The organism is Allobosea sp. LC85, assembly GCF_000735605.1.
Classification (GTDB): Bacteria; Pseudomonadota; Alphaproteobacteria; order Rhizobiales; family Beijerinckiaceae; genus Allobosea.
In genome coordinates this window covers 36164-60777 of the sequence record NZ_JPKG01000072.1, presented here as the reverse complement: position 1 = coordinate 60777, position 24614 = coordinate 36164, and the positions used below count along the sequence as shown (strand labels likewise).

At 64.7% G+C, this 24614-nt stretch carries 26 protein-coding genes and 1 tRNA gene; 10 read left to right on the top strand and 17 right to left on the bottom strand.

From position 1 onward, the window contains the following. Nucleotides 1–99 precede the first annotated feature (99 nt). From ntrC to dusB, 3 genes are all read right to left on the bottom strand, one after another. Nucleotides 100–1551: a nitrogen regulation protein NR(I) gene (gene ntrC, locus FG93_RS30665; protein ID WP_043242692.1), complete on the bottom strand. Its 1452-nt coding sequence runs from the start codon at nt 1549–1551 to the stop codon at nt 100–102. A gap of 21 nt (nt 1552–1572) precedes the next feature. Continuing rightward, nucleotides 1573–2649: a nitrogen regulation protein NR(II) gene (locus FG93_RS30660; RefSeq protein ID WP_081882028.1), complete on the bottom strand. Its 1077-nt coding sequence runs from the start codon at nt 2647–2649 to the stop codon at nt 1573–1575. Between the two features lie 82 nt (nt 2650–2731). Beyond that, on the bottom strand, nt 2732–3754 hold the full coding sequence (gene dusB / locus FG93_RS30655) for a tRNA dihydrouridine synthase DusB (protein ID WP_052514400.1): 1023 nt from the start codon (nt 3752–3754) through the stop codon (nt 2732–2734). 163 nt (nt 3755–3917) lie between these two features. Between dusB and FG93_RS30650 the strand changes: the two genes are divergently transcribed. Then, the gene (locus FG93_RS30650) at nt 3918–5123 is read left to right on the top strand and encodes a bifunctional 2-C-methyl-D-erythritol 4-phosphate cytidylyltransferase/2-C-methyl-D-erythritol 2,4-cyclodiphosphate synthase (protein WP_244448784.1); all 1206 of its coding nucleotides are present in this window, start codon (nt 3918–3920) and stop codon (nt 5121–5123) included. An 11-nt stretch (nt 5124–5134) separates the two neighbouring features. Beyond that, nucleotides 5135–5632, top strand: coding sequence for a CinA family protein (locus tag FG93_RS30645; RefSeq protein ID WP_043242690.1), 498 nt, complete (start codon nt 5135–5137; stop codon nt 5630–5632). Here the strand turns inward: FG93_RS30645 and FG93_RS30640 are convergent. The 14 genes from FG93_RS30640 to FG93_RS30575 all read right to left on the bottom strand — a co-directional run bounded on the left by FG93_RS30640 (nt 5604) and on the right by FG93_RS30575 (nt 17464). Beyond that, nucleotides 5604–6092 carry a type II toxin-antitoxin system RatA family toxin gene (locus FG93_RS30640; RefSeq protein ID WP_043242687.1) on the bottom strand — a complete coding sequence of 163 codons (489 nt, stop codon included), beginning with the start codon at nt 6090–6092 and terminating at the stop codon, nt 5604–5606. The genes FG93_RS30645 and FG93_RS30640 overlap by 29 nt on opposite strands. Nucleotides 6093–6106: 14 nt before the next feature. After that, the gene (gene lipA / locus FG93_RS30635) at nt 6107–7111 is read right to left on the bottom strand and encodes a lipoyl synthase (RefSeq protein ID WP_043242685.1); all 1005 of its coding nucleotides are present in this window, start codon (nt 7109–7111) and stop codon (nt 6107–6109) included. A gap of 91 nt (nt 7112–7202) precedes the next feature. After that, the gene (locus FG93_RS30630) at nt 7203–7487 is read right to left on the bottom strand and encodes a GlsB/YeaQ/YmgE family stress response membrane protein (RefSeq protein ID WP_043242682.1); all 285 of its coding nucleotides are present in this window, start codon (nt 7485–7487) and stop codon (nt 7203–7205) included. Between the two features lie 71 nt (nt 7488–7558). Continuing rightward, nucleotides 7559–7765: a GlsB/YeaQ/YmgE family stress response membrane protein gene (locus tag FG93_RS30625; RefSeq protein ID WP_244448783.1), complete on the bottom strand. Its 207-nt coding sequence runs from the start codon at nt 7763–7765 to the stop codon at nt 7559–7561. 184 nt (nt 7766–7949) lie between these two features. After that, on the bottom strand, nt 7950–8198 hold the full coding sequence (locus tag FG93_RS30620; RefSeq protein ID WP_043242677.1) for a GlsB/YeaQ/YmgE family stress response membrane protein: 249 nt from the start codon (nt 8196–8198) through the stop codon (nt 7950–7952). Between the two features lie 72 nt (nt 8199–8270). After that, the gene (lpdA, locus tag FG93_RS30615; RefSeq protein ID WP_043242675.1) at nt 8271–9710 is read right to left on the bottom strand and encodes a dihydrolipoyl dehydrogenase; all 1440 of its coding nucleotides are present in this window, start codon (nt 9708–9710) and stop codon (nt 8271–8273) included. A gap of 69 nt (nt 9711–9779) precedes the next feature. Then, nucleotides 9780–10313 (bottom strand): hypothetical protein, encoded by a 534-nt coding sequence (locus FG93_RS31560; RefSeq protein ID WP_152579713.1) that lies wholly within the window; start codon nt 10311–10313, stop codon nt 9780–9782. A gap of 270 nt (nt 10314–10583) precedes the next feature. Continuing rightward, on the bottom strand, nt 10584–11924 hold the full coding sequence (locus FG93_RS30605) for a pyruvate dehydrogenase complex dihydrolipoamide acetyltransferase (protein ID WP_043242672.1): 1341 nt from the start codon (nt 11922–11924) through the stop codon (nt 10584–10586). Then, nucleotides 11915–12298, bottom strand: coding sequence for a hypothetical protein (locus tag FG93_RS30600; RefSeq protein ID WP_152579712.1), 384 nt, complete (start codon nt 12296–12298; stop codon nt 11915–11917). The genes FG93_RS30605 and FG93_RS30600 overlap by 10 nt, the downstream gene beginning before the upstream one ends. 4 nt (nt 12299–12302) lie before the next feature. Further along, nucleotides 12303–13712, bottom strand: a complete 1410-nt coding sequence (locus FG93_RS30595; protein ID WP_043242741.1) for a pyruvate dehydrogenase complex E1 component subunit beta — start codon at nt 13710–13712, stop codon at nt 12303–12305. Nucleotides 13713–13791: 79 nt separating this feature from the next. After that, complete coding sequence (pdhA, locus tag FG93_RS30590; protein ID WP_244448788.1) at nt 13792–14772, bottom strand: pyruvate dehydrogenase (acetyl-transferring) E1 component subunit alpha; 981 nt, start codon at nt 14770–14772, stop codon at nt 13792–13794. A 298-nt stretch (nt 14773–15070) separates the two neighbouring features. Continuing rightward, entirely contained in the window at nt 15071–15382 is a 312-nt protein-coding gene (locus FG93_RS30585) for a septum formation initiator family protein (RefSeq protein WP_043242664.1), read from the bottom strand. Nucleotides 15383–15423: 41 nt separating this feature from the next. Continuing rightward, a complete protein-coding gene (locus tag FG93_RS30580; protein WP_043242662.1) occupies nt 15424–16500 on the bottom strand; it encodes a hypothetical protein in 1077 nt (358 codons plus the stop codon). Beyond that, nucleotides 16493–17464 carry a threonine dehydratase gene (locus FG93_RS30575; protein ID WP_161783920.1) on the bottom strand — a complete coding sequence of 324 codons (972 nt, stop codon included), beginning with the start codon at nt 17462–17464 and terminating at the stop codon, nt 16493–16495. The genes FG93_RS30580 and FG93_RS30575 overlap by 8 nt, the downstream gene beginning before the upstream one ends. Before the next feature lie 119 nt (nt 17465–17583). Here FG93_RS30575 and FG93_RS30570 point away from each other — a divergent pair. The 8 genes from FG93_RS30570 to FG93_RS30535 all read left to right on the top strand — a co-directional run bounded on the left by FG93_RS30570 (nt 17584) and on the right by FG93_RS30535 (nt 24559). Next, nucleotides 17584–17658: transfer RNA gene (locus FG93_RS30570), tRNA-Lys, on the top strand. A gap of 374 nt (nt 17659–18032) precedes the next feature. Next, complete coding sequence (locus FG93_RS30565; protein ID WP_081882022.1) at nt 18033–18683, top strand: GntR family transcriptional regulator; 651 nt, start codon at nt 18033–18035, stop codon at nt 18681–18683. After that, the gene (locus tag FG93_RS30560) at nt 18683–19669 is read left to right on the top strand and encodes an alpha/beta hydrolase (RefSeq protein ID WP_052514397.1); all 987 of its coding nucleotides are present in this window, start codon (nt 18683–18685) and stop codon (nt 19667–19669) included. The genes FG93_RS30565 and FG93_RS30560 overlap by 1 nt, the downstream gene beginning before the upstream one ends. Beyond that, nucleotides 19642–20862, top strand: a complete 1221-nt coding sequence (locus FG93_RS30555; protein ID WP_043242657.1) for a sugar ABC transporter substrate-binding protein — start codon at nt 19642–19644, stop codon at nt 20860–20862. Before FG93_RS30560 ends, FG93_RS30555 begins: the two co-directional genes overlap by 28 nt. 64 nt (nt 20863–20926) lie before the next feature. Then, nucleotides 20927–21832: a carbohydrate ABC transporter permease gene (locus tag FG93_RS30550; RefSeq protein ID WP_043242655.1), complete on the top strand. Its 906-nt coding sequence runs from the start codon at nt 20927–20929 to the stop codon at nt 21830–21832. Beyond that, nucleotides 21829–22665: a carbohydrate ABC transporter permease gene (locus FG93_RS30545; RefSeq protein ID WP_043242653.1), complete on the top strand. Its 837-nt coding sequence runs from the start codon at nt 21829–21831 to the stop codon at nt 22663–22665. The genes FG93_RS30550 and FG93_RS30545 overlap by 4 nt, the downstream gene beginning before the upstream one ends. Beyond that, nucleotides 22662–23549 (top strand): sugar phosphate isomerase/epimerase, encoded by an 888-nt coding sequence (locus FG93_RS30540; RefSeq protein WP_043242651.1) that lies wholly within the window; start codon nt 22662–22664, stop codon nt 23547–23549. The genes FG93_RS30545 and FG93_RS30540 overlap by 4 nt, the downstream gene beginning before the upstream one ends. After that, on the top strand, nt 23546–24559 hold the full coding sequence (locus FG93_RS30535) for a Gfo/Idh/MocA family protein (protein ID WP_043242649.1): 1014 nt from the start codon (nt 23546–23548) through the stop codon (nt 24557–24559). The genes FG93_RS30540 and FG93_RS30535 overlap by 4 nt, the downstream gene beginning before the upstream one ends. The last annotated feature ends 55 nt before the right edge of the window (nt 24560–24614 follow it).

Below are 24614 nucleotides of genomic sequence, written 5' to 3'. Positions count from 1 at the left end.
CAAGGGCACCCGGCTCGGCGCACTGATGCGCCGCCGCAACGGTGTTGTCAAAATATGACATATGAAAGGCAGGAAACCGTTGCCCGGCCTTACAAATGCTCAGCGTGGCGAGCGGACCACCTGCATGTCGAGTTCACGAATCTTCTTGCGCAGGGTGTTGCGATTGAGCCCGAGCAACTCGGCCGCGCGAATCTGGTTGCCCCGGGTTGCCGCGAGCGCGGCGGCTATCAATGGCGGTTCGACCTCGCGCAAAATACGATGATAGAGGCCGGGCGGCGGGATATTATCCCCAAAGCCGCCGAAATACTGACCGAGATGACGCTCGACTGAACCGGACAAGGTCTCCGCCCGCTCCGGCCCCGAATTGTGGGCGAAGCCCGACGTCGCGGAGGCCGGCTGCAGTTCTGTTTCGACGATCGGTGCGGTGATCGTCTCCTGTGGATAGAGCGCGGCAAGGCGCCGGACGAGGTTTTCCAGTTCGCGAACGTTGCCCGGCCAGCGATAGCGCCGCATCACGTCCATCGCCTCCGAATCGATTTGCTTGCGCGGCAGCCCTTCCTTCTCGACCAGCGAGAAGAAGTGCCGGGCGAGATCCGGAATGTCTTCGACCCGCTCGCGCAGCGGAGGCAATCTGATCGGTACGACGTTGAGCCGGAAAAACAGATCCTCGCGGAACAGGCCCTGCGCGATCGAGATGCGCAGATCCTTGTTGGTCGCCGCCACGATGCGGACATTGGTCTTGATCGGCGTGCGTCCGCCAACCGTCGTGTATTCGCCCTGCTGCAGCACGCGCAGGAGCCGCGTCTGGGCCTCCATCGGCATGTCGCCGATTTCGTCGAGGAAGAGCGTGCCGCCCTCGGCTTGCTCGAAGCGGCCGGACGAGCGCGTGAGGGCGCCGGTGAAGGCACCCTTCTCATGGCCAAACAGCTCGGATTCGATCAAATCCTTCGGAATCGCAGCCATGTTGATGGCGACGAAGGGACCGTTGCGGCGCTTGCCGTAATCGTGGAGCGCGCGGGCAACCAACTCCTTGCCTGTACCGGACTCGCCGTTGATCATCACGGTGAGGTCGATCGGCATCAGCCTTGCGAGCGCCCGATAGACGTCCTGCATTGCCGGCGAGCGGCCGATCAGCGGAATGTCATCAGCCTCGGCCACGGCATTGGCACGCCCGCCATCGCCGCGCGGCCGCGAGAGCGCTCGCCCGACGATCGCGACGAGTTCCTTCAGATCGAAGGGTTTTGGCAGATATTCATAAGCTCCGCGCTCCGACGCCTTGATCGCGGTCATGAAGGTGTTCTGCGCGCTCATCACGATGATCGGCAGGTCTGGCCGCACCCGCTTGATCCGCGGCAAAAGATCGAAGGCGTTCCCGTCGGGCATCACCACGTCGGTGATGATGAGATCGCCCAGCCCTTGTGCTGCCCAGGTCCAGAGTGTCGCCGCCTGTCCTGTCGTCCTGACCTCGTACCCGGCCCGCGCGAGGGCCTGGTTGAGCACCGTGCGGATCGCGGCATCGTCGTCGGCGATGAGAATGTTACCGGTGGGCATTCAATTATCGTCCTGTGAACCTCAAGCGCTCCGTTGGGGACGCGCTTCATGCAGGGGCAGAAGAATCCGGAATGTCGTGCGCCGCGGCACGGACTCGCACTCGACGATTCCGCCGTGGTCGCCGATCACCTTCGCTACGAGTGCAAGTCCAAGGCCACTGCCCTGCGCCTTGGTGGTGACGAAGGGATCGAACAGATGCGGCAGCAGGTCATGAGGCACGCCTGGGCCGTTGTCGCGGATACCGATCTCCAGCGGCAAGGCGATCCGACCTGCCGAGCCGGCATGCTGCATGCGGATGCCCGGGCGGTAGGCTGTGGTCAGCGTGATCTCGCCGTCAATCGCATGCTCACCAATGGCTTCCGCCGCATTCTTCATCAGGTTCAGTAGAACCTGGACCAGCTGATCGCGGTTGCCGGCGACCGGTGGCAACGACGGATCATAGATCTCGTTGAAGCGGATGTGCCGGGCGAAGCCCGATTGGGCCAGGCGCTTCACATGGTCCAGCACGTCATGGACATTGACCGGACCGCGCTCGCTCGGGCGCTCATCACCAAACAGCTCGACACGCTCGACCAGCTTCACGATCCGGTCCGCCTCGTCGCAGATCAGCTGGGTCAACATCCGATCGCTGTCCGGCACCGAGGCTTCAAGAAGCTGCGCTGCACCACGAATGCCGGAGAGCGGGTTCTTGATCTCGTGAGCGAGCATCGCACCGAGCGCGGTGATGGAGCGGGCCGCTCCTCGATGCGTCAGCTGCCTGTCCATTTTTTCGGCAATTGTTCGTTCTTGCAGCATCAGGACAACGGCATCGCCCTGGTTGGGCAAGGGCGAGGCAAAAACATCGACGATGCGTTCGACGCCGATCCGGGGCGAGCCCAGATCAAGTCGATACTCGCTGACACTGGCGCCGCGCCGCTGCACATCCTCCACCAGGGAAAGCACTGGTGAGCCAAAGGCAATCACATCGTCCAGGCGCTGGCGCTTGAGCACCACAACGCTGGACTGGAAGAAGTCCTCCGCCGCCGTGTTGGCGTAAAGAATGCCATGCCCTTCGCCGATGACGAGCACCGGCATGGGCAGGACATTCAGCGCCTGCATTTCAACCATATCGAGCAAGGTCAGATCCCGCCCATCGCCAACCTCGTCGGCAAATGCCATCGCCATACGCAATAGTCCTCGCTCAGGCTGCCTCGCGGCTGCATTCAGTGGAAAACAGGGCAGCCAGCGCGCGCAGGGCCTGGTGAGGGTCATCCGTGGTCAGGAGCGCGCGGCGTTGTTGGGGGTCGGGGTCGCAGCCGGTCGCGACCGCCTCGTCGGCATAGGCGGCCAGATGCTTGCGGGCATGACGTACGCCCTGCTCGCGTCCGAGCAGGGACAGCAGGCCCTCATAGTGTTCCTGCGCAACCGCATGCTTCTGCGCCGCGCTCAACTCGGTCGCCCGGCGTCCGGCGAGCACGTCGCCCACAGCGCCGACAAGCCAGGGCCGCCCCAGCGCCGCGCGTCCGACCATGACGAAATTCGCGCCCGAGCGCTCAAGGCATGTCTCGGCGTCCGCGACGCCGTGAATGTCGCCATTGGCAACGAGCGGAAAATCACCGGTCTCACGCACGGCCTGAATCGCACTCCAGTCGGCGACGCCCTTGTAGAACTGCTGCCGGGTGCGACCATGGACCGTGATCATCGCGGCGCCGGCGGATACGGCGCGGCGCGCCAGCTCGGGCGCATTGCGGGATGCATCATCCCAGCCAAGCCGCATCTTCACGGTCACCGGAATGTTCACGGACCTGACCGCCGCCTCGACAAGCGAGAGCGCATGATCCAGATCGCGCATCAGCGCCGAGCCGGCCCAGCCGCCCGTCACGCGCTTGGCGGGACAACCCATATTGATATCGACGATCTGCGCTCCGGTCGCCTCTGCCAGGCGGGCAGCCTCACCAAGCCAGTGCGGATCGCAGCCGGCAAGCTGGACGACATGCGGGAAGACGCCTGCCCCCTCGGCGCGCAACCGCGCCTCCTCGCTGCCGCGCACGAATTCGTCGGATGCGACCATTTCGGAGACGACGAGCCCCGCGCCGAATCGTGCAGCGATGCGGCGCATCACGACGTCGGTGACGCCCGACATCGGCGCAAGAAAGGCTCGGGAGGCGATCGCAACCCCGGCAATGCCGGACAGTTCATCGCCCGATTTTGAGGCAATTTCCATTATGGCTATTTATTGGACATTGCTGCATCGGCGCAAGGGATTTCGAAACAATGCTGCAATGCAATATTGCCGCAGCCCGGAACGGATGGTCGCAGCGTCTCGCTCCGCACTTGGCGATTGCATGACCGGCGACTATCAACCGGGCTCTAGCTGGAGCCTCGCCGTGTCGTCCGAAACAGTGACAAGTCTCCCGTCGGTGGCGGCCCTCGTCGTTGCGGCGGGGCGCGGCCTGCGCGCAGGCGGGGACTTGCCAAAGCAGTATCGCCGTCTCGCCGGCCTGCCAGTCCTGCGGCGAAGCCTTCTTCCGTTCCTGGATGAGCGGGCCGTGACACATGTCGTGGTCGTCATCGGTACAGGTGATGAGGCCTGCTATGCCGACGCTGTCGCAGGCGTCCCGTCCGGCAAGCTGCTCGGCCCCGTAGCGGGGGGCGCGACCCGGCAAGACTCTGTGCGGCTCGGGCTGCAGGCATTGGCGGCCGCAGGATTCGAAGGAACCGTGCTGGTCCATGATGCAGCCCGGCCGTTCGCGTCCCGAACCCTGATCGAGCGCGCAATCGAAACCGCGCGGAGCAGTTCGGCTGCTATCCCCGCCTTGCCTGTCACCGACACGATCAAGCGCGTGGACGGCAAGGGACATATCGTCGAGACGCCGCCGCGCGACCAACTCGTCAGCGTGCAGACCCCTCAGGCCTTTGCCTTCCGCCTCTTGCTGGCAGCCCATGAGGCGGCAGCTGCCGCGGCCGTCACCGGCCTAACCGACGACGCCGCGCTGATCGAATGGGCGGGCCATAGGGTCACGACCTTCCCTGGAGAGGCCATGAACGTGAAGCTGACGCATCCCGAGGATTTTGCCCTGGCGGAGGAGAGGCTGCGCAGGCAGCTGACCACCCGGGTCGGCACCGGCTATGACGTCCATGCCTTCACCGATGGCGATCATGTCTGGCTCGGTGGCGTCCGAATTCCGCACGCGCGCGGCGTGCGAGCCCATTCCGACGGCGACGTTGCGTTGCACGCCTTGACCGATGCCATTCTCGGGGCGCTGGCGGATGGCGATATCGGCACGCATTTTCCGCCGAGCGATCCGCAATGGCGCGGTGCCTCGTCAGACCGTTTCCTCGCATTTGCCGCCGAGCGCGTCAGCGGGCGCGGCGGCGTGATCGACCATCTCGATCTCAGCATCGTTTGCGAGGCGCCGAAGGTCGGCCCCTATCGTGAACAGATTCGGGCACGGATCGCGGAGGTCACAGGTGTACGGCTCGACCAGGTCGGGCTCAAGGCGACGACATCGGAACGCATGGGCTTTACCGGTCGCGGCGAAGGGCTGGCGGCTTTGGCAACGGCCACTTTGCGCCTGCCGAACGACGAATAGGGGCAACCACCATGTTCGATTCCGAGATCACCGCCCTCGCCATCGAAATCCTGACCATCTGCCGCGATCGTGGTCTGAGCGTCGCGACGGTCGAGTCCTGCACAGGCGGGCTCGTCTCGGGCGCGCTGACCGCAATTCCTGGTTCGTCGGACGTCGTCAACGGCGGGCTGGTGACCTATTCGAACGCCGCCAAGACTGCATTGGCGGGCGTGCCTGCGACGCTGATCGACGGCTACGGCGCTGTCAGCGAGCCGGTTGCCCGCGCCATGGCGGAAGGCGGCCGCACGAAGCTCGAGGCTGATTTTTCCGTCGCGATCACCGGTGTTGCCGGGCCGGGCGGCGGGAGCGCGGCCAAGCCCGTCGGCCTCGTCCATTTCGCCTGCGCGTCAACTGTAATGACCACGCATCGCGAAATGCGCTTCGGCGATCAGGCGCGAGACGAAATCCGCCGTCTCTCGGTCCTCGAGGCGCTCGCCATGCTCAAGCGGGCGGCGCTGAACCATCCGTGACTCTGGCCCGGGCACGGCCATAGACCAGATCAGCCCGCCTCTCGAAAGCTTCGGCGAACTTGCGAAAGGCCTTGTCGAACATCGTACCCATCAGCAGGCCGAGCATGCGGCTGGCGAACTCGTAGGAAATGAAGAAGGCGATCTCGCAGCCTCCATCCATCGCCTTGAAGTTCCAGCGATTTTCGAGATGCCGGAACGGACCGTCGACATACTCGACAAGAATCTTCAGATTGGCTGGATCAAGCGTGACGCGACTGGTGAAGGTCTCGCGGATCGCCTTGAAGCCGACCGTCATGTCGGCCACCAACACTTCGCCGCCGCCTTCGCGCGGCGTCCGGCGCCGCACCACCAAGCCTTCGCAAAGCGGCAGGAACTGGGGGTATTTCTCGACATCCGCCACGAGCGCGAACATCCGCTCCGGCGAGTGCTTCACCCGGCGGGTGCTGTTGAACATCGGCATGAGATGCTGCGCGCTCAGCCGCCGAGCTTGGCTGCGCGGGCGTCCCTCAACCGCGCGAAATCCTCGCCCGCGTGGTGCGAGGAGCGCGTCAGCGGCGTCGAGGACACCATCAGGAAGCCCTTCACATAGGCGATGGCCTCGAAACCCTTGAACTCGTCGGGCGTGACGAAGCGGATCACCGCATGATGCTTGCGTGAGGGCGCGAGGTACTGGCCGATGGTCATGAAATCGACGTCGGCCGAGCGCAGATCGTCCATCAACTGAAGGATTTCGTTCCGCTCCTCGCCGAGACCGACCATGATGCCGGACTTGGTGAAGATGGTGGGATCGAGCTCCTTCACACGCTGCAGCAGGCGCAGCGAATGGAAATAGCGCGCGCCAGGGCGCACCTTCAGATACTTGCCGGGTACGGTTTCGAGATTGTGGTTGAACACGTCCGGCTTGGCCGCGACGACCACTTCGAGCGCGCCGGGCTTGCGCAGGAAATCCGGCGTCAGGATCTCGATCGTCGTGCCGGGCGAAGCCTCGCGGATCGCGCAGATCACGCGGGCGAAATGCTCCGCGCCACCGTCATCGAGATCATCGCGGTCGACCGAGGTGATGACGACATGCTCGAGGCCGAGCTTGGCGACGGCTTCTGCGACCTTGCGCGGCTCCTCCAGGTCGAGCGCCTGTGGCACGCCCGTCTTGACGTTGCAGAAGGCGCAGGCCCGCGTACAGGTGTCACCCATGATCATGAAGGTGGCGTGCTTCTTCTCCCAGCACTCGCCGATATTCGGGCAGCCTGCTTCCTCGCAGACCGTGACGAGCTTGTTCTCCTTCACGATCTTCTGCGTTTCGGCCCATTTCGGAGAGCCGGGCGCCTTCACCCTGATCCAGTCCGGTTTGCGAAGAACAGGGTTCTCCGGACGCTTCTGCTTCTCGGGATGACGCAGCTCGGCCGCAGGCTTGGCATCCGCCTTGGGATTGCCGACATTGGGCCGCGGATCGCGGTTCAGAAGGTCGAGAACGAGAGCCATGTCGTTTCCAGTCACCCGGCGCCTGCGAGAGGCGCCAATTTGCTCTAGCTAATCTGCATCAGGCCCGGCGGCAACCTGACCGGAGGTCGCGTCAGGTCGCAGGTTTCCGCATCGCGTTCCAGATCACGATCACCACGCAGGCGCCTGCGATGGCCGCGACCAGGGTGCGAAGGAAGCCGTGGATCGGGATATCGAGCAGTTCGGCCAGGCGGCTGCCGACAAACGAACCTGCCACGCCCACCAGCATATTGGTGAAGAGCCCATGATCGGACGAGGTGATGCGCTCCGCGATCCAGCCGGCGAGCAAGCCGATCAGCAGCGTCGCGAAGAAGCCGTAACCGGGCGTGCCGAGCGCGGCGTAGATGGGGCTATCCATGATCCGTCGTCCCTTTCGTCAGCCTGCAGGATGAATCTGCCGGACAGGCCAGGGACGGCCCGCTCCGGTCGTCACGCGATGAACCTTGCCAGCAGCACCACGAGGATCGCGCCGAGCACCGCCATCGCCGCCTCGTCGAGGAAGGCGTGTCCGGTCCGCACGCTCCAGCCGGTAATCCGCACCAATCCCTGCCCGACCAGCATGCCGAGCACACCGACAACGGCGTGACGGATCAACCCGCCGCCTCCGACCACGAGGCTGGCGACGAAGCCGGTCACGGTACCGAGCAGAATCGTCGGCGCGAGCGCCCGCCAATCCAGGGGCGGGCCGCGGCCAGGGGGCAGGACCTCGACCTTGTCGTCGGGGATGACCTGGTCGGGACCACGGGATTTGCGCGTACGCGGCGTGTCGTCATCGCTCGGATATGCCCTCGCATGGCGCGAGTTTCCAGAGAGGGAAACCTCAGGCGATCACCCGCGCCAGCAGCACCACGACGATGGCGCCGATCGTTGCCGTGATGATCTGCGAGACCAGCGGGTTGCCGATGCCGAGATTCACGCCGAGCGCCGAGAGCAGAAAGCTGCCGACGAAGGCGCCGATCAGGCCGGTGATGATGTAGCGGACAAGCCCACCACCACCGACGACGATGCTGGCGAGCCAGCCGGCGACGAGACCGATGATGATGGCGACGATAATCGAACGCAGATCCATGGTGGTCTCCAGCTCTTGTCAGTCAGTCTGCCATCACGGAACCTGGCACTGAGAGCGCCCGGTTCAGCATCTCTACGCGTTCAGCACCTTCCCGTAGGCGTCGAGCACGCTTTCCTTCATCGCCTCCGACAGCGTCGGATGCGGGAAGATGGTGTGCATTAATTCTTCCTCGGTCGTCTCGAGGTTCATGGCGACGACGAAGCCCTGGATCAGCTCGGTCACTTCCGCCCCGACCATATGCGCGCCGAGCAACTTGCCAGTCTTGGCGTCGAAGATCGTCTTGACCAAGCCGCTATCCTCGCCGAGCGCGACCGCCTTGCCGTTGGCGACGAAGTTGAAGCGGCCGACCCTGAGCTCGTGCCCAGCAGCCTTGGCTTTGGCCTCGGTCAGGCCGACGCTGGCGATCTGCGGGTGGCAATAGGTGCAGCCCGGGATCATGTTCTTGTCCATCGGGTGCGGATGCAGGCCCTTGATCGCCTCGACGCAGATCACCGCCTCGTGCTCGGCCTTGTGCGCCAGCATCGGCGGGCCGGCGACGTCGCCGATCGCATAGACGCCCTTCACGTTGGTGCGGCAGAACTCGTCGATGGCGATGAAGCCGCGATCGCTCTTCACGCCGAGCGTCTCCAGGCCAAGGTTCTCGACATTGGCAACGACGCCGACGGCGGAGATCATGCGGTCGGCTGTGATCGTCTGCTTGCCGCCCTTCTCATCCTCGATATGGGCCGTGATCGAATCCGCTGATTTCTCGACCTTGGTCACCTTGGCGCTGGTGATGATCTTCATGCCCTGCTTCTCGAAGGCCTTGCGGGCGAAGGCGCCAATCTCGGCATCCTCGACCGGCACGACCTGCGGCAGGACCTCGACCACCGTCACCTCGACACCCATGGTGCGGTAGAAGGAGGCGAACTCGATGCCGATCGCGCCTGAGCCCACCACAAGCAGCGATTTCGGCATCTTCTGCGGGACCATGGCCTCGAAATAGGTCCAGATCAGCTTGCCGTCCGGCTCGAGGCCGGGAAGGGCACGCGGGCGTGCGCCCGTCGCGAGAATGATGTGGTCGGCGGTGTAGCTGCCCTCGCCCTTGGCATTTTTCGGCGGCGGAACCTGCGGCTGCATGGCAGGCTTCGCGGTCTTGCCAACCACGATCGTGCTGGGCTTGGTCAGCTTGGCCTCGCCCCAGATCACGTCGACCTTGTTCTTCTTCATCAGAAACTGGACGCCATTGTTCATGCGGGCGGCGATGCCGCGCGAGCGCTGAACGATGGCGGCAAGATCGGCCTTGAAGGAGCCTTCGAGCACCAGCCCATAATCCTTGGCGTGCTGGCCGAAATGCAGGATCTCGGCCGAGCGCAGCAGCGCCTTGGTCGGGATGCAACCCCAGTTCGAGCAGATGCCGGCAAGATGCTCACGCTCGACGATCGCGGTCTTGAAGCCGAGCTGCGCCGAGCGGATGGCCGCGATATAACCGCCGGGACCGGACCCGATGATGATGACGTCGTAGTCGGACATGTCCCTAACCCTTGTTCTAAATCGAAACCCGTCGCGCCGCGCGGTGCAGACGCCAAGCTCAATCGGCTATCATTGCTGTTTCGCCGCCCCTAGCTTCTGCAAGGCAGCGACGGATTGTGGCTCCCGGCCAAGCGGGAATGGGGCCTTGGTGCGCCCGGCAAGGCCAAAGACGTCACCCTTGCGGGTCTCCCTCAGTGCCTCACGCTGCCTCGCATAGCTGCCGCATTCAAACCCGCCGCCGCGATGCCCCGTTACGGGGTTGTAGGAATTCGCAGCATAGCGGAAGCAAACATAGTTGAGGTTGATCTGGCCGCGGTAACGCCCTTCCTGGGGATCATCGATCTCAGCCGACGCGTTTTCCCAAAGCACGTTGAAGCTCCCGCGCAGGATCGTGTCGTTTCCGGGATACCAAAGAAAGGTCGTACCGTTTGGCGCGATATACTCGACCTGGGTACCGTGCTGAGGGCTATGGCTGACTATGGTCCTGTCGGCGAAGAACGACGCGATCACCTCCGGGTCGGCATAGGCACGGGGGAGCGCTGCCGCTCCCGAAGCTGCCTTGGGTAGCGTGTTGCGCGCGGTGTAGTCCGCTTGGGTTAGCACAGGCCGCGCCGCAAACAGTGCCCGCGGCCTGCGATATTCGCGCGCGACCGCTGGTCCGAACTCAACCACAGGCGGATGGCTCGCGTTGACCTCTTTCGCTGGCGAGGTCGCTGCGGACTGAGAGGTCTGGCAGGCTGTAAGCAACAGGGGAAGAACTGAAGCGATCAGCGAATACCTTCCCAATCGCCTGTCTCTGTGGCTTGCGCCCATTTGTCCTCTCAACCGATCGCCGTGCGGGACAGTCCGGCTCTTGCGACGTCTAAACGCCCGTCACACCAGCATCGCCATCGGCTTCTCCACATAGCCCTTGAAGGCCTGCAGCAATTCCGCGCCGAGCGCGCCATCGACCGCGCGGTGGTCCGTCGAGAGCGTCACCGACATGATGGTCGCAATCGCCAGCGCACCGTTCTTGACCACGGCCCGCTGCTCGCCAGCGCCGACCGCAAGGATCGTCGCATGCGGCGGGTTGATCACCGCGGCAAAATCCTTGACGCCGAACATGCCGAGATTGGAGACCGCCGAGGTGCCGCCCTGGTATTCCTCGGGCTTGAGCTTGCGGGTCTTGGCGCGCGCCGCCATGTCCTTCATCTCGTTCGAGATCTGGCTCAGCGGCTTGTGGCAGGCGTCGCGGATGATCGGCGTGATCAGGCCACCCGGAATCGAGACGGCGACGCCGACATCGGCATGCTTGTGCTTGAGCATGGCGCCATCGGTCCAGCTGACATTGGCGTCCGGCACGGCCCGCAGCGCCAGGGCGAGGGCCTTGATCACCATGTCGTTGACCGAAAGCTTGTAGGCCGGCTTGCCGTCCTTCTCGGGCGCCGCAGCATTGAGTTCTGCGCGCAGCTTCAGGAGCGCGTCGAGCTCGCAATCGACCGTGACGTAGAAATGCGGGATCGTCTGCTTCGCTTCGGTCAGGCGCCGCGCGATGGTCTTGCGCATGCCGTCATGCGGGATCTCCTCATAGGAACCCGGCTCGAACAGCTTCTTGACCGCCTCGTCGGAGGGGCCGGCCGCAAGCGGCGCAGGAGCGGGCCTGGGCGCAGCAGCCGCAGGAGCGGCAGCTGGCGCAGCCTTGGCGCCGCCGCCGGCCTTCGCCGTCTCGATATCGCGCTCGACGATCCGTCCGTGCGGGCCCGAACCCTGGACCTTTGCAAGATCGAGCCCCGCATCCTTGGCGAGGCGGCGTGCCAGCGGTGAGGCGAAGGGGCGGCTGCCATCAGCACCATGCGTAGCGGGCTGTCCAGCCGCAGCCTGAGCAGCGGCAGGAGCTGTCGGCGCCGGCTCCGCAGCCTTGGCCTCGGCCTTAGGGGCAGCTTCGCTCTTGGCGGGCGCGGCGCTGGGAGCGGCAACGCTCTTGGCGTCCTCGCCCTCGCCGGCGATCACGCCGATGATCTCGTTGACCGCGACATCGGCGGTGCCTTCCGGCACCACGATCCTGGCCAGGATACCCTCGTCGACGGCCTCGACTTCCATCGTCGCCTTGTCGGTCTCGATCTCGGCAAGGATGTCGCCGGATTTGATGGCGTCCCCTTCCTTCTTGAGCCACTTGGCGAGATTGCCCTTCTCCATGGTCGGCGAGAGCGCGGGCATCAGGATGTTTACGGGCATGGCTGGAGGCTCGCTTTTTCCAATTGGATGAGCAGCAGGCGGCGTGTCAGGCCCATGCCGAAGCTGAGGGACACGAAAACGAAGGCGATATAATCGAGATGCTCAAGGGCGGTGCCGGCCAGCGTCCTCCCGAACATCAGCTCGGGGGCGAAGGCCTGGACCGCCTCCGGGATCAGCGTCAGAACACCGCTCGCCGCCAGCAAATAGGCGCAGAGATCGAGGCGGTGCAGGCGCAGACGGGCGCGGGCAAGAAGCGGCGGCGTCAGCGGGCGCGGCCGAAACCGCTCCCGGGGTTTGAAATACGCGACCGCTCCAGAGGCCCCGGCTGTTGCGAGGCCGACCGCTGCGATCATGGCAGGGACGGTCAACGCCACGGCATCAGGCCCTGTAGCAGACGGCCTTCGCCGCCGCGATGACCTCGCCGATATTCGGCAGGGCGAGCTTCTCGAGATTATGCGCATACGGCATCGGCACGTCCTTGCCGGTGACGCGGGCGACAGGCGCATCGAGATAGTCGAAAGCCGCTTCCATGATGCGCATGCCGATTTCGGCGGTGACGCCGGACTGCGGGAAGCCTTCCTCGACCGCGACGCAGCGGTTGGTCTTCTGCACGGAGGCGATGACCGTCTCGATATCCATGGGCCTGATGGTACGCAGGTCGATGACTTCGGCCTCGATGCCTTCCTTGGCCAGGGCCTCGGCCGCGCCGAGCGCATAGGTCATGCCGATGCCGAAGGAGACGATGGTGACATCCGTGCCCGGGCGCACGACCTTGGCCTTGCCGATCGGGATCAGGAAGTCGTCGCCCTTCGGAACCTCGAAGGTACGCCCGTAGAGAATCTCGTTCTCCAGGAAGATGATCGGGTTCGGATCGCGAATTGCGCTCTTGAGAAGGCCCTTCGCGTCCGAGGCGCTGTAGGGCATCACCACCTTGAGACCGGGCACATTCGAGTACCAGGCGGCGTAGTCATGGCTGTGCTGGGCGGCAACGCGGGCGGCAGCACCGTTGGGGCCGCGGAACACGATCGGGCAGCCCATCTGGCCGCCGGACATGTAGAGCGTCTTGGCGGCCGAGTTGATGATCTGGTCGATCGCCTGCATGGCGAAGTTGAAGGTCATGAACTCGACGATCGGCTTCAAGCCGGTCAACGCCGCACCGACGCCGATACCGGCGAAGCCGTGCTCGGTGATCGGGGTGTCGATGACGCGCTTGGGGCCGAACTCCTGGAGCAGGCCCTGCGTGACCTTGTAGGCGCCCTGATACTCGGCGACTTCCTCGCCCATGACGAAGACGTCGCCATCCCGGCGCATCTCCTCGGCCATGGCATCGCGCAGCGCCTCGCGGACCGTCATGGTGACGACTTCTGCGCCCGCGGGAAACTCGCTCGACGCATCATAGGACTTCGCCTGAGCAGGAACGCTTGGTGCGGCAGTCGCCGCAGGCGCTTCGGCGGAGACCTTCTCGGCCTTGACCTCGGGCTCGGCCGGCTTCTGGGTAACCGCCGCCGGCTTGGCACCGCCCGAAGCAGCCGCCTTCACATCCTCACCATCGGCGGCGATCACGCCGATCGGCGTATTGACCGCGACATTCTCGGTGCCGTCGGCAACCAGGATCTTGGCAAGAATGCCTTCGTCGACCGCTTCGACTTCCATGGTCGCCTTGTCGGTCTCGATCTCGGCCAGGATGTCGCCTGCCTTGATGGCATCCCCCTCGGCCTTGAGCCATTTGGCGAGCTTGCCCTCCTCCATGGTGGGCGAAAGCGCGGGCATAAGGATATCGATCGGCATGAACACACCCGGAATTTGAAAGGACGCGGGATCGGGAGATGCCGGCGAGGCCGGCAGAGACTTAGGCGCGGTCCGGACCTCAGGCCCGGGCGTGCTCCAGCGTGATGTCGGTGAAGAGCTCCGAGACATCGGGCTCCGGATCATGCGTTGCGAATTCGGCCGCGTCGTTGACGATCTCACGGATCTTGGCGTCGATCGCCTTGAGCTCGTCCTCGGCGATCTTGAAATCGCGTGTGAGGCGCCCCCTCACCTGCTCGATCGGATCATGCTCCTCGCGCATCCGCTGGACTTCGTCCTTGGAGCGGTACTTTGCCGGATCAGACATCGAGTGACCGCGATAGCGATAGGTCTGCATCTCGAGAATGTAGGGCCCCTTGCCCGAGCGGGCATGTGCGATGGCGCGCTCGCCCGCAGCGCGCACGGCGCGGACATCCATGCCGTCGACCTGCTCGCCGGGAATGGAGAATGACAGGCCGCGCTTGGAGAAATCGGTCTGCGCCGAGGCGCGGTTCACCGAGGTGCCCATGGCGTAACGGTTGTTCTCGATCACGAACACGACCGGCAGCTTCCAGAGCTGGGCCATGTTGAAGCTCTCATAGACCTGGCCCTGGTTGGCCGCGCCGTCGCCGAAATAGGTCATCGAGACCCGGCCGTCCTCCCGGTACCAGTTGGCGAAACCCAGGCCCGCACCGAGCGATACCTGCGCGCCGACGATGCCATGTCCGCCATAGAAGTTCTTCTCGCGGGAGAACATGTGCATCGAGCCGCCCTTGCCCTTGGAGTAGCCTCCGCGGCGCCCGGTCAGCTCGGCCATCACGCCGCGCGATTCCATTCCGGTCGCGAGCATGTGACCGTGATCGCGATATCCGGTGATGACCTGATCGCCGTCCTTCGAGGCCATCTGCATGCCGATGACGACGGCTTCCTGGCCGATATAGAGGTGACAGAAGCCACCGATCAGGCCCATGCCGTACATCTGCCCCGCCTTCTCCTCGAAGCGGCGGATCAGCAGCATCTCGTAATAGGCGTGAAGGTCTTCTTCCCTGGTGAAGGAGGGCATGTTGCTCAGCGCCTTGGCCGCCCCCTTCTCCGCAGTTGTCTTGGCTGAACTGGCTTTTGCCGCGCCCTTGGCCGCGGTTTTGGCTTGAGCGGGAGCTTTCGTCTTGCGCGCGGCAACGGCCATCGGCGATCCTCCAAGATCATTCGACCTTGGTTGTAGAGGATCATATACCCCTTGGCGAGGGAGGTATCTCGCAATGCAGCATGAGTTATGTTGCTGATATTTCTATGATTTCGTGTATTAACTTGAATTCAGTTAATCGATGTGATCGGAACTATTCTGCGGCTTTTTCGGCAGCTCAGCGCCCCATGATGATGACATCATTCCGGTGAACCCGGCCGAGCGACGCGCGCGCGCGCTCCTCCAGCAGATCGCGGTCGACGGCCTCGTCGCGCATCAGGGCGAGGCGCTGCTCCCAACTCTTGCGCTCGGTCGTGAGCTCTTTGAGCTCATCCTCCATGACCCGCAGCGATTCCTGCAGGCCGCCGCGAGCCTCGAGCCCACGCGAGCCGTGCTGGGCGTGGAACATGAAATAGCCGACCGCCCCACTCGATACGAGATAGAGCGCGAGCGTGATGAAAAAGGATCTGAGACCACGGCGTACGACCATGCCGGCAGGCTAGATCGGCGTGGTTTATGCCGCGTTAACGATCAGGGGCGGGAGACCTGCACGAAACCATCCGAACTCACCGGAGCGCCGCGCGCGATCGCGATGAGGTCAGCCTCGACACGCCGCGCGATCGGCAGCCGGAAATGCAGCGGATCCCAGTAATTGGCATCCTGCTGCGTGACGACTGAACGGTGGGTAAAATCGGCAATGACGGCGCCGCGCCGCGCGGCCAGGGACCGGAGCGCCTCCTTGCAAGCCGCGTAGCGCTGCCAGCCTGCCGAGCCCTCACGCGGCAGCGCAGTAAGATGAGCCGGCGGAAGGACGATCAGCTTCCTCGTCTGCCCCGGCAGCGCCGCCAGGGCCGTGTCGAGCCAGTCCAACGCCGGAAAACGCCAGCCATCCCGTTCCCTCGCAGCCACCGCCGTGGCCGGCACGATCGGTGTCAGGTCTGGAGCGACGCCACCATGGTTCTGGAACAAATGAAAGCGAGCCCGTGCGAGATCGTAGGTCTCTTCCGGGGGCGTGAACACTCCGTAGCCGTCGCGGCGGATCCGCTCAGGCTGATATCGGAGCTTGTGGGCCAGGAGACGGCCCGCGATTTCCAGCGTGGTCAGATTGATCAGCTTCGGCCAGTCATTCCAGCGCGCATCGTCATAGAGCCAGGGCGGGAATGGCCGCGGTGTCAGGCGCTTGGCGGGCTCGGTCGCATCGGGCTCGCACCAGGTCGTATCGATGCCCCAGATCACCACCTTGGGCGTTGCCGTCTTGCGCGCGAACAACTCCGCCATCTGGACCTGCTCCCACGGCGTGGCAGCGTTCATGGCGAGATTGGCCATGCGGACATCAAGGCCTTGCGACAGCACGGCGGGGTCGAGCAGCCGCATCGTCGATGTCCCGAAGATGGCAGCATCGAAAGCACCCGAGCGGACAAGCTGCGGGTACATGTAGCGCTGATTGATATCCATCAGCGGGCGCGCCGGCTGTCCCGCGGCAAGGCGCGAACCGAACGGATCCATCACCGCGATGAAGCCGAAGAGAAGCAGGACCAGCACGATCGCCGTGCCGAGGAACGCCAGCGACCAACGCTTCCAATCCGCTGCGGCCTTCGAACTAGCCAATGCGAGGGGTTTCCCCGGCAAGAACCTTGCGGAAGACCGGCATGTCGATGTTGCCGCCCCCAAGTACGACGCCGACCGAGGCGTCCCGGTTGAGTTCGGCCTCGGCTGCTGCCGCCGCCAGCGGCGCTGCTCCGGCCCCTTCCGCGAGATTATGGGTGTCGAGATAATAACTCCTGATGGCCTCGGCGATCGCATCCTCGCTGACGCGCACGATCCGCGCGGCTCCCTCCAGGATGATCGCGAGCGCGCCGGCATCGGGCATCCGGACCGCAATGCCGTCGGCAAAGCTCGGCGCATCCTCGACCGGGACGACCTGCTTAGCCTCGACCGAGCGGGCGTAGGAATCCGCGACTTCCGAGACGACGCCGATGATCTCGGTCTTGAGGCCGAGCGCATCACGCGCGGCGATCAAGCCGCAGATACCGGAGCCGAGTCCGATCCCGACATAGACGCGCGCCAGATTCGGCCATGCCGTGAAGAGCTCGAGCGCATAGGTTGCGACACCGCAGACGAGATCGCGATGGAAGGACGGCACCATCTCATAGCTGCGCTCGCGCGCGATTTGCTGTGCTGCGGCCCTGGCCCCGTCGAAATCTCGGCCGGTTTCGATCAACTCGGCTCCGAGCGCCTTCATCGCAGCGTTCTTTTCCACAGCATTGCCGAGCGGCACGACAATGACCGAAGGCAGCCCGACTCCGCTTGCCGCCATCGCGATGCTCTGACCGTGATTGCCACGCGTCGCCGAAACGACGCCTTTCACATGCGGGCGCTCGCGCTTCAGCCGGTCGAGATAGACAATGCCGCCGCGCAGCTTGAAAGCCCCGATCGGCGTGTGATTCTCGTGCTTCACCACGATTTCGAAGCCATGGCGCTGCTTCAGCAGCGGCCAGGCATATTGCGGCGTCCCCGGGAAGACGGTGTCCACAAGGGCCTTGGCGGCCTTGATCTCGGACAGGGTGGGCAAATCGGTCATGCGGATCCTCCGGAGCGCTTCTGCCACATCTCAAAGCCATCGAACAATGACAGGAGTGCGCGAACGATGTTGACCGGCGCGCGGGGCGTCCGTATGTCAGCGCCCTGTGAGGGCGGGTAGCTCAGTGGTAGAGCACGTGACTTTTAATCATGTGGTCGAGGGTTCGATCCCCTCCCCGCTCACCAGCAAGATCAGTCGTCTACGCTGAACTTCAGAAACTTGACGCTTCCCTGCGGCGAAATTGGGAAGCCAGTCGATCCGGGAGACGCTCGCTCTTCCTGAAGCAATCGGCTCAGAGGGACGTTTTTCGCCACCTGAGCCTGTCAGAATGCGCTGTAGCAGGCCGATCCGCGGCCCTTCAGATGCGCGAGCTCTTCAGGGCAGCCGTGCAACGAGAAGTGCATTTCCGCGGGCGGGATGCATCGCCCTCCCGGCGATAGCGCGCTGATCTGGATAGGCCCTCGGGACGCCTTCCTCCCAACCGGTCGCCATGCCTCTTCGGGCCCACGCCACGCACGCTCACTTGACATGAGAAATATCAATATCATTATCGATATTGATGAACGCGCTCATACCCAACCAGATTCGAAGGCCCCGCGACGTCGTCTACGAGTCGCTGAAGCGGCAGATCATGCTGAATGAGCTGCGTCCCGAGAGCGCGCTCACCGAGCTCGGCATGGCGCGCGAGCATGGTTGCAGCCAGGGCACGATCCGCGAGGCACTCCTGCGCCTGCAGGAGGACGGGCTCGTGACCCGCTCGGGGCATCGCGGCACGATGGTCACCAGGCTTGATCCGGAGGAGGCGGAGGAAATCCTGGCCCTGCGCCGCCGGATCGAGATCCGTGGCGCCTTGCGGGCGGTGCAGCATGTCGAGCGCGACAGCCTGGAGCGGCTCTACGCGATACAGGCCGACATGGATGCTGTCGCTGCAGCCGGCGACGAATATGCCCTCATCATGCTCGACATGGCTTTCCATCTAACGATCTTCCGCCTGTCAGGACTGGATGCTCTCGAACAGATCCTGACCCGCTGCACCCTGCATTCGCACCGCTCGAAGCTCTGGGCTCCGGGTCATCGCCGCCCGCTGGCCGAAACCGCGGCGCGCCATCGCTCGCTGGTCGCCTTGCTCGAGGCCCGCGATGGCGAAGGCCTGTCGCGGGCCATGGCGGACCATATCGATACGATCGTGCTGCGTGACGGAGCCGCCTGATGAAACCCTGGATCGATCCGCAGATGCAGGTGATTCTGGAGCGGCTGCGCGCCGGCCCCGCCTTCGATTTCCGCTCCGCGCCGATTGCCGAGGCACGCGTAACCGTCGATGCCGCAACATTGCCGTGGAGCGAAGGCGCACCAGCCATCCCGGCGAGCGACCTGGTCATTCCCACTGGCGCCGGCGCGCTGCGCGCTCGGCTTTACCGGCCTGAAAGCGCGCCGGCGACCTCCGTCATCGTCTATGCCCATGGTGGCGGCTGGACCTTCGGCTCGATCGAGACCCATGACGGGACCATGCGCAATCTCGCAGTGGCAGCGGGCTGCGCCGTCCTGGGCGTCGATTACAGGCTCGCTCCCGAACACCCGTTCCCGGCCCCGCTCGACGACCTTCTGGCCACCATCGCCTTCGTCGAACGTGGCGGCCTGGGCACGCCCATGCCGGCGGAGCGGATCGCAATCGCGGGCGATTCCGCCGGCGCCAATCTTGCCCTCGCAGCGTTGCTGCGCCGCCGCGACGAGGGCTTGCCGCCCCTATCCGCCGCCGCGCTGTTCTACGGCTGTTACGAACCTGATTTCTCGACGGCGAGCCATGCCGCCTTCGGTGGCGGCGACTACCTGCTCACCAGCGCGAACATGCGCTGGTACTGGAACAATTTCCTCGGCAACGAGACGGACGAAACGAAGAGCCTCGCAGTGCCGGGCCGGGCGGCCCTCGCCGGTTTGCCGCCGCTCTATCTCTCGGCCGCAGGGCTCGATCCTCTCCGCGACGACACCATACGGCTGGCCCAGCGACTGGGCGAGGCCGGCGTGCCGTTCCGATTCGATCATGTTCCCGGGGTCGTGCATGGCTGCCTGCGCATGAGCAGGGAACTCTCCGCCGCCGCCGGCATGATCGCGGCTGGCGGCCGCCACATCGCCGACCACCTCAACGATAAAAAAACCGGAGGAAACCAACCATGGAACGCAGGACTTTCATCAAGTTAGCCGGCGCCAGCGCTCTCGTCAGCCCTCTTGCCCGCCCCGCCATCGCCCAAGGCAGCACGACGGTGCGCTGGTGGTACCATTTCGACAACCCGCAGCATTCACCGGCCGAACTCGTCGCCAAGTTCGAGGCCGCGAATCCCGGCATCAAGGTCCAGGCCGAGAGCATCCCCTGGGGCGGCGGCAACGACTACCAGACCCGGCTCTTTGCCGCACTCGTCGCCGGGACTGGACCCGACTGCGCGATGGTCCGGCTGTCCTGGGCCGCGCGCTTCCAGCAGATGAAGGCGCTCTCGCCGATCGACGACCTGATCGCCGGCTGGGCCGGGCGCAGCGACATTGCGGAGAATATCTGGAAGATCAACAAGGGCGCCGACGGAAAGCAATATTATCTGCCGCTGCAATATGTCGTGCTCTACCTTTATTATCGGCAGGACCTGTTCGAGCAGGCGGGGCTGAAACCGCCCGCAACCTTCGATGAATTCCGCGCGGCGGCCAAAGCACTCACGAAGGGCGATGTCTCGGGCTTCGGCCTGCGTGGCGGCGCAGGGGGCTTCGACCACTGGGGGCCGTTCGTGCTCGGCGGCGGCGCCAGTTTCGAGAAGGGCGGCATGATCAGCGACAAGGCCCTCGCAGCCAACCGCTGGTTCGTGGACCTCACCGTCAAGGACAAGGTGGTGCCGGCCTCGGCACCGACCGACAGCTTCCGGCAGATCGTCGATACCTTCAAGGCCGGCCGTACCGCCATGACCATCCACCATGTCGGCTCGGCCAACGAGATCGTCGGGGTGCTCGGCGACAAGGTTTCGGCCGTGCCGGTGCCGCGAGGGCCGGACGGCAAGGGCTGGACCTATTTCGGCGACGAGTCCAACGCCGTCTTCGCCGCCAGCAAGGCCAGGGAGGCAGCCTTCAAATGGTGCGCCTTCCTCTCCACGGCCGAGAACAACGTGGTTCTGAACAAGTTCACCGGACAGTTGCCAATCGCGACCTCGGCGGCAAAGGACTGGACGCTGCACCCCAAGCGCTTCGTCGATGCGAGCGCGGCCTCGCTGCCATTCGCGGCCTCGCTGCCGGATTCGCCCAAGACGCCGGATTTCATCGCCCGGATCTGGCCGGCCAACATGCAAAGGGCACTGCTCGGGCAGATCCAGCCTGACGAGATGATGCGCGCCATCGAGCAGCATTTTCACGGCTGACGGGATTGGCGGCAGCCGGGCACCCGGCTGCCGCTTCCAGCCCTCGCTTCGACAGGTTTGCATCGTGGCTTCGCTCACTCTCGCGCACAGGCAGCCTCTCGGCCGCAGCCTTGCGCCCTTCTGGTTCCTTCTGCCGGCCATCCTGGTCACGGCGGGCGTCGTTCTGATTCCCGTCGCGCAGACGGCCTGGCTCAGCCTGCAGGACTACCTGCTCTACGATCCCGACAACGCCCGCTTCGTCGGGCTGGGCAACTTCGCCAGGATTGCACGAGACGAGGTCTTCTGGATTTCGCTCGGCCAATCCTTCATCTGGATCATTGGCGTCGTCGGCCTGCAATTCCTGCTCGGGCTCGCCGCCGCCCTGCTGCTCAACCAGAGCTTCTGGTGGCGCGGACTGGCGCGCTCGCTTGTCATCATCCCCTGGGCGCTGCCGAGCGTCATCATCGGGTTGATGTGGACCTGGATGTACGACTTCAATCTCGGCGTCATCAACGACATCGCGATGCGCCTCGGCCTGATCGCTGCACCGATCGCCTGGCTGGCGCGGCCCGATACCGCGCTCTACGCCATCATGCTGGCGCTCGTCTGGCAGGGCTTTCCCTTCTTTGCCGTCACCATTCTGGCCGGCCTGCAGACGGTGCCGGCCGAACTCTACGAGGCGGCCGAGATCGACGGCGCCACCGCCCGCCAGCAGCTCTTCTACGTCACCCTGCCCTCGATCGCCGATGTCATTGCGACGGCGCTGTTGCTGCGCACGATCTGGGTCGCGAACTCGCTCGACGTCATCCTGGTCATGACCGGCGGCGGGCCGGGCTACGCCACCCATACCCTGCCGCTCTACGCCTTCCTGCGCGCCTCGAGCAGCATGGAGTTCGGCTACGGCGCGGCGCTCGCGCTGATCCTCACGGCGATGCTGCTGGGTGTCGTCTATCTCTATGTCAGGCGGGCCGCCCGGGGCATCGAGACATGATCGAACGACGCACCCGAAGCCGGCGGATTCTGGAGGTGGAGCTTCCCGTCCTCCTCATCGTCCTGTTTGCGCTCGGCCCCTATGCCTGGATGATCCTGACCTCGCTGAAGCCGCAAGTGGAGCTTTCGGCTTGGCCGCTCCACTACTGGCCACGGGAGGCGACGCTCGAGCATTACCGCGATCTGATCGCCCGCACGAGCTTCGCCGGCAGCCTGGGCAACAGCCTGATCATTGCAGTCGGCGCCAGTGTGCTCGGCCTCGGGGTCAGCATCCCCGCGGCCTATGCCTTCTCCCGCTTCCGTTTCTCTGGACGGAGAGGCCTCCTGACCGGCTTCCTCGTCATCAACATGTTCCCGGTCGTGCTGCTCATCATCCCGCTTTTCCTGATGATGCGCCGGCTCGGGCTGATCGACACCTATCTCGGCGTCATTCTCGGTCATTCGACCTTCTCGATCCCCTTCGCGATCTGGATGCTGACGAGCTATTTCAATGCGATTCCGAAGGATCTCGACGAAGCCGCGATGATCGACGGCGCCAGCCGCCTGCAGACCATCCGCCTCATCATCCTGCCCCTGCTGATGCCCGGCGTCGTCACGGCCGGTATCTACATCTTCATCACCTCCTGGAACGAATACCTCTTCGCGATGATGCTCTCGGGCCAGGCGGTGCGCACCGTCACGGTCGCGCTCCAGCTCTTCATCGGCGAGTTCACCATCCAGTGGGGCCTTCTCACGGCCGGCGGCACCCTGATCGCGCTGCCGGTCACCTTCCTCTTTCTTTTGGTGCAAAGGCGGCTTGTGGGCGGGCTCACGGCCGGTGCGGTGAAATCATGACAACAAATCCGATCGGGGTCATCTCGATGTTCTATGCGCGACCGTTCACGCGCGAGCATTTCGGCTGCTTCCAGCGGATGAAACGGGCCGGAGCCGATGTCGTCGAGCTGCTGGTGCCGGAGCCGGGTGAACTCGATTTGGGCGAGACCCGCGCCGCCATCTCCGATGCGGGCCTCTCCTGCGTGCTCGCTGCCCGGGTCAACCTCAACCGCGACCTTGCCAGCGGCGATGCCGGCGCCCACCACGCCGGAGTCACCTATCTCGAGACATGCGTCGATGTTGCAGCAGCCCTCGGCGCTGCCATCGTCGGAGGGCCGCTCTACGGCGCGCCTCTCGTATTCGCAGGCCGGGCTCCCGCCCCCGTCGACGAGGATGAGCGCAAGCGCCGCATCGATGCCATCGTCGCCGGCCTCTCGCAGGCCGGGAAGCACGCAGCCGAGTCCGGCATCCGGTTCGGCGTCGAGCCGCTCAATCGCTTCGAGACCGATATCTGCAATACGACCCGTCACGCGCTCGAAATCGTCGAGCGCGTGAACAATTCCGCCGTCGGCGTGATGCTCGATACCTTCCACATGAACATGGAGGAGTTCGATCTTGCCGATGCCATCCGGCAGGCCGGATCGAAACTCGTGCATTTCCAGGCCAACGAGAACAATCGCGGCTTCGTCGGCTCCGGCCATATCGACTGGCCCGCGATCGCCCGCGCGCTGCGCGACGTCGCCTATCGCGGGCCGATCGTGCTCGAACCATTCCGACGCCGCGACGAGCGAGCCGGCACCCCGCTGGCCCAGTGGCGCGCGCCCACCGAGAACGAAGACGAGCCGCTGGCCGCCAGCATCGCCTTCCTGAAGGCCGCACTCGCATTCGCCGGGAGGACGGCATGACCGGCTCCAGGACAGGCGCGCTGCGGATCGGCTGGATCGGTTGCGGCGTCCATGCCAACGAGATGCTGCTGCCGCAGCTGACGCGGCATGATGTCGAGATCACCGCGCTCTGCGATACGGATGAGGCACGGCTGAATACGACCGGCCGACGCTACGGCGTCCCCGAGGCCGGCCGCCTGCGCGACTGGCGCGGCCTGCTGTCCCGTGGCGATCTCGACGCGGTCGGCCTCGCGGTCGGCCCTGCCCTGCATCACGAGATCGGATTGGCAGCGATCGCGCGCGGCCTACCGCTCTTCATCGAGAAGCCGCCGGCGCCGACGGCGCGACAAGCGGCCGAGCTTGCCGAAGCAGCCGCGAGCCGCAAGGTGCCGGTCGTGCTCGGCTTCATGAAGCGCTATTCGACGGCCAACCGCATTGCCGCCAACGTCATTCGCACGGAAGAGTTCGGCGCAACGGCGAGCTTCCTCGGCGAGTACATGACCGCGCCGACCTATTTCGCCGGGGATCCCGATTATTCCGGCTTCTACCTGCATCATTGCGTGCACTATTTCGACCTCGTGCCGCACCTGATGGGCGAAGTCGCGAGCGTGAGCGCGAGGCGACACGAACTGGCGCCGGGCAAGCTGTTGCTCCATGTCGATTTCCGCTTTGCCAATGGCGGCATCGGCACCCTGGTCATGGGCACGCATCAGTCGCGCGGCACACCGATGGAATGGTGGCAGGTGATGGGCGACCATGCCCGCGTCGAGGTCCGCAATGTCCATGAGGTTCGTTATTTCAGGGCGCCCCCCTTCAAGGTCTCCCGGGCCGAGGCCAGCCTGATCGATGGCGAAGACACGCTGGTCTGGGAGCCGAATCTGACAGCTGCCGCCAACGAGGACCACAAGGGCTATCACGCGCTTCTCGGCGACTTCGTTCGTGCAGCACGTGGCGAGCCGACCACGGCACCGAACGCGGCCGATGGCGCCGCCGCCATGGCGTTGCTCGAGCAGGTCGTCGTCGAGCGCTGAGTTTGCCTTTCGCGCCCCTCCGGATGCGGCCCTCTCTGCGCATGCGAGCCTGCTC

Coding starts and splice junctions, on each gene's coding strand:
- dusB (WP_052514400.1), bottom strand. CDS start 3,754: ATGGAAATTGCCTCAAAATCGGGCGATGAACTGTCCGGCATTGCCGGG.
- FG93_RS30645 (WP_043242690.1), top strand. CDS start 5,135: ATGTTCGATTCCGAGATCACCGCCCTCGCCATCGAAATCCTGACCATC.
- pdhA (WP_244448788.1), bottom strand. CDS start 14,772: ATGCCCTCCTTCACCAGGGAAGAAGACCTTCACGCCTATTACGAGATG.
- FG93_RS30660 (WP_081882028.1), bottom strand. CDS start 2,649: ATGCAGGCGCTGAATGTCCTGCCCATGCCGGTGCTCGTCATCGGCGAA.
- ntrC (WP_043242692.1), bottom strand. CDS start 1,551: ATGCCCACCGGTAACATTCTCATCGCCGACGACGATGCCGCGATCCGC.
- FG93_RS30620 (WP_043242677.1), bottom strand. CDS start 8,198: ATGGATCTGCGTTCGATTATCGTCGCCATCATCATCGGTCTCGTCGCC.
- FG93_RS30565 (WP_081882022.1), top strand. CDS start 18,033: ATGAACGCGCTCATACCCAACCAGATTCGAAGGCCCCGCGACGTCGTC.
- FG93_RS30560 (WP_052514397.1), top strand. CDS start 18,683: ATGAAACCCTGGATCGATCCGCAGATGCAGGTGATTCTGGAGCGGCTG.
- FG93_RS30595 (WP_043242741.1), bottom strand. CDS start 13,712: ATGCCGATCGATATCCTTATGCCCGCGCTTTCGCCCACCATGGAGGAG.
- FG93_RS30540 (WP_043242651.1), top strand. CDS start 22,662: ATGACAACAAATCCGATCGGGGTCATCTCGATGTTCTATGCGCGACCG.
- FG93_RS30585 (WP_043242664.1), bottom strand. CDS start 15,382: ATGGTCGTACGCCGTGGTCTCAGATCCTTTTTCATCACGCTCGCGCTC.
- lpdA (WP_043242675.1), bottom strand. CDS start 9,710: ATGTCCGACTACGACGTCATCATCATCGGGTCCGGTCCCGGCGGTTAT.
- FG93_RS30640 (WP_043242687.1), bottom strand. CDS start 6,092: ATGCCGATGTTCAACAGCACCCGCCGGGTGAAGCACTCGCCGGAGCGG.
- FG93_RS30630 (WP_043242682.1), bottom strand. CDS start 7,487: ATGGATAGCCCCATCTACGCCGCGCTCGGCACGCCCGGTTACGGCTTC.
- lipA (WP_043242685.1), bottom strand. CDS start 7,111: ATGGCTCTCGTTCTCGACCTTCTGAACCGCGATCCGCGGCCCAATGTC.
- FG93_RS30535 (WP_043242649.1), top strand. CDS start 23,546: ATGACCGGCTCCAGGACAGGCGCGCTGCGGATCGGCTGGATCGGTTGC.
- FG93_RS30555 (WP_043242657.1), top strand. CDS start 19,642: ATGGAACGCAGGACTTTCATCAAGTTAGCCGGCGCCAGCGCTCTCGTC.
- FG93_RS30605 (WP_043242672.1), bottom strand. CDS start 11,924: ATGCCCGTAAACATCCTGATGCCCGCGCTCTCGCCGACCATGGAGAAG.
- FG93_RS30545 (WP_043242653.1), top strand. CDS start 21,829: ATGATCGAACGACGCACCCGAAGCCGGCGGATTCTGGAGGTGGAGCTT.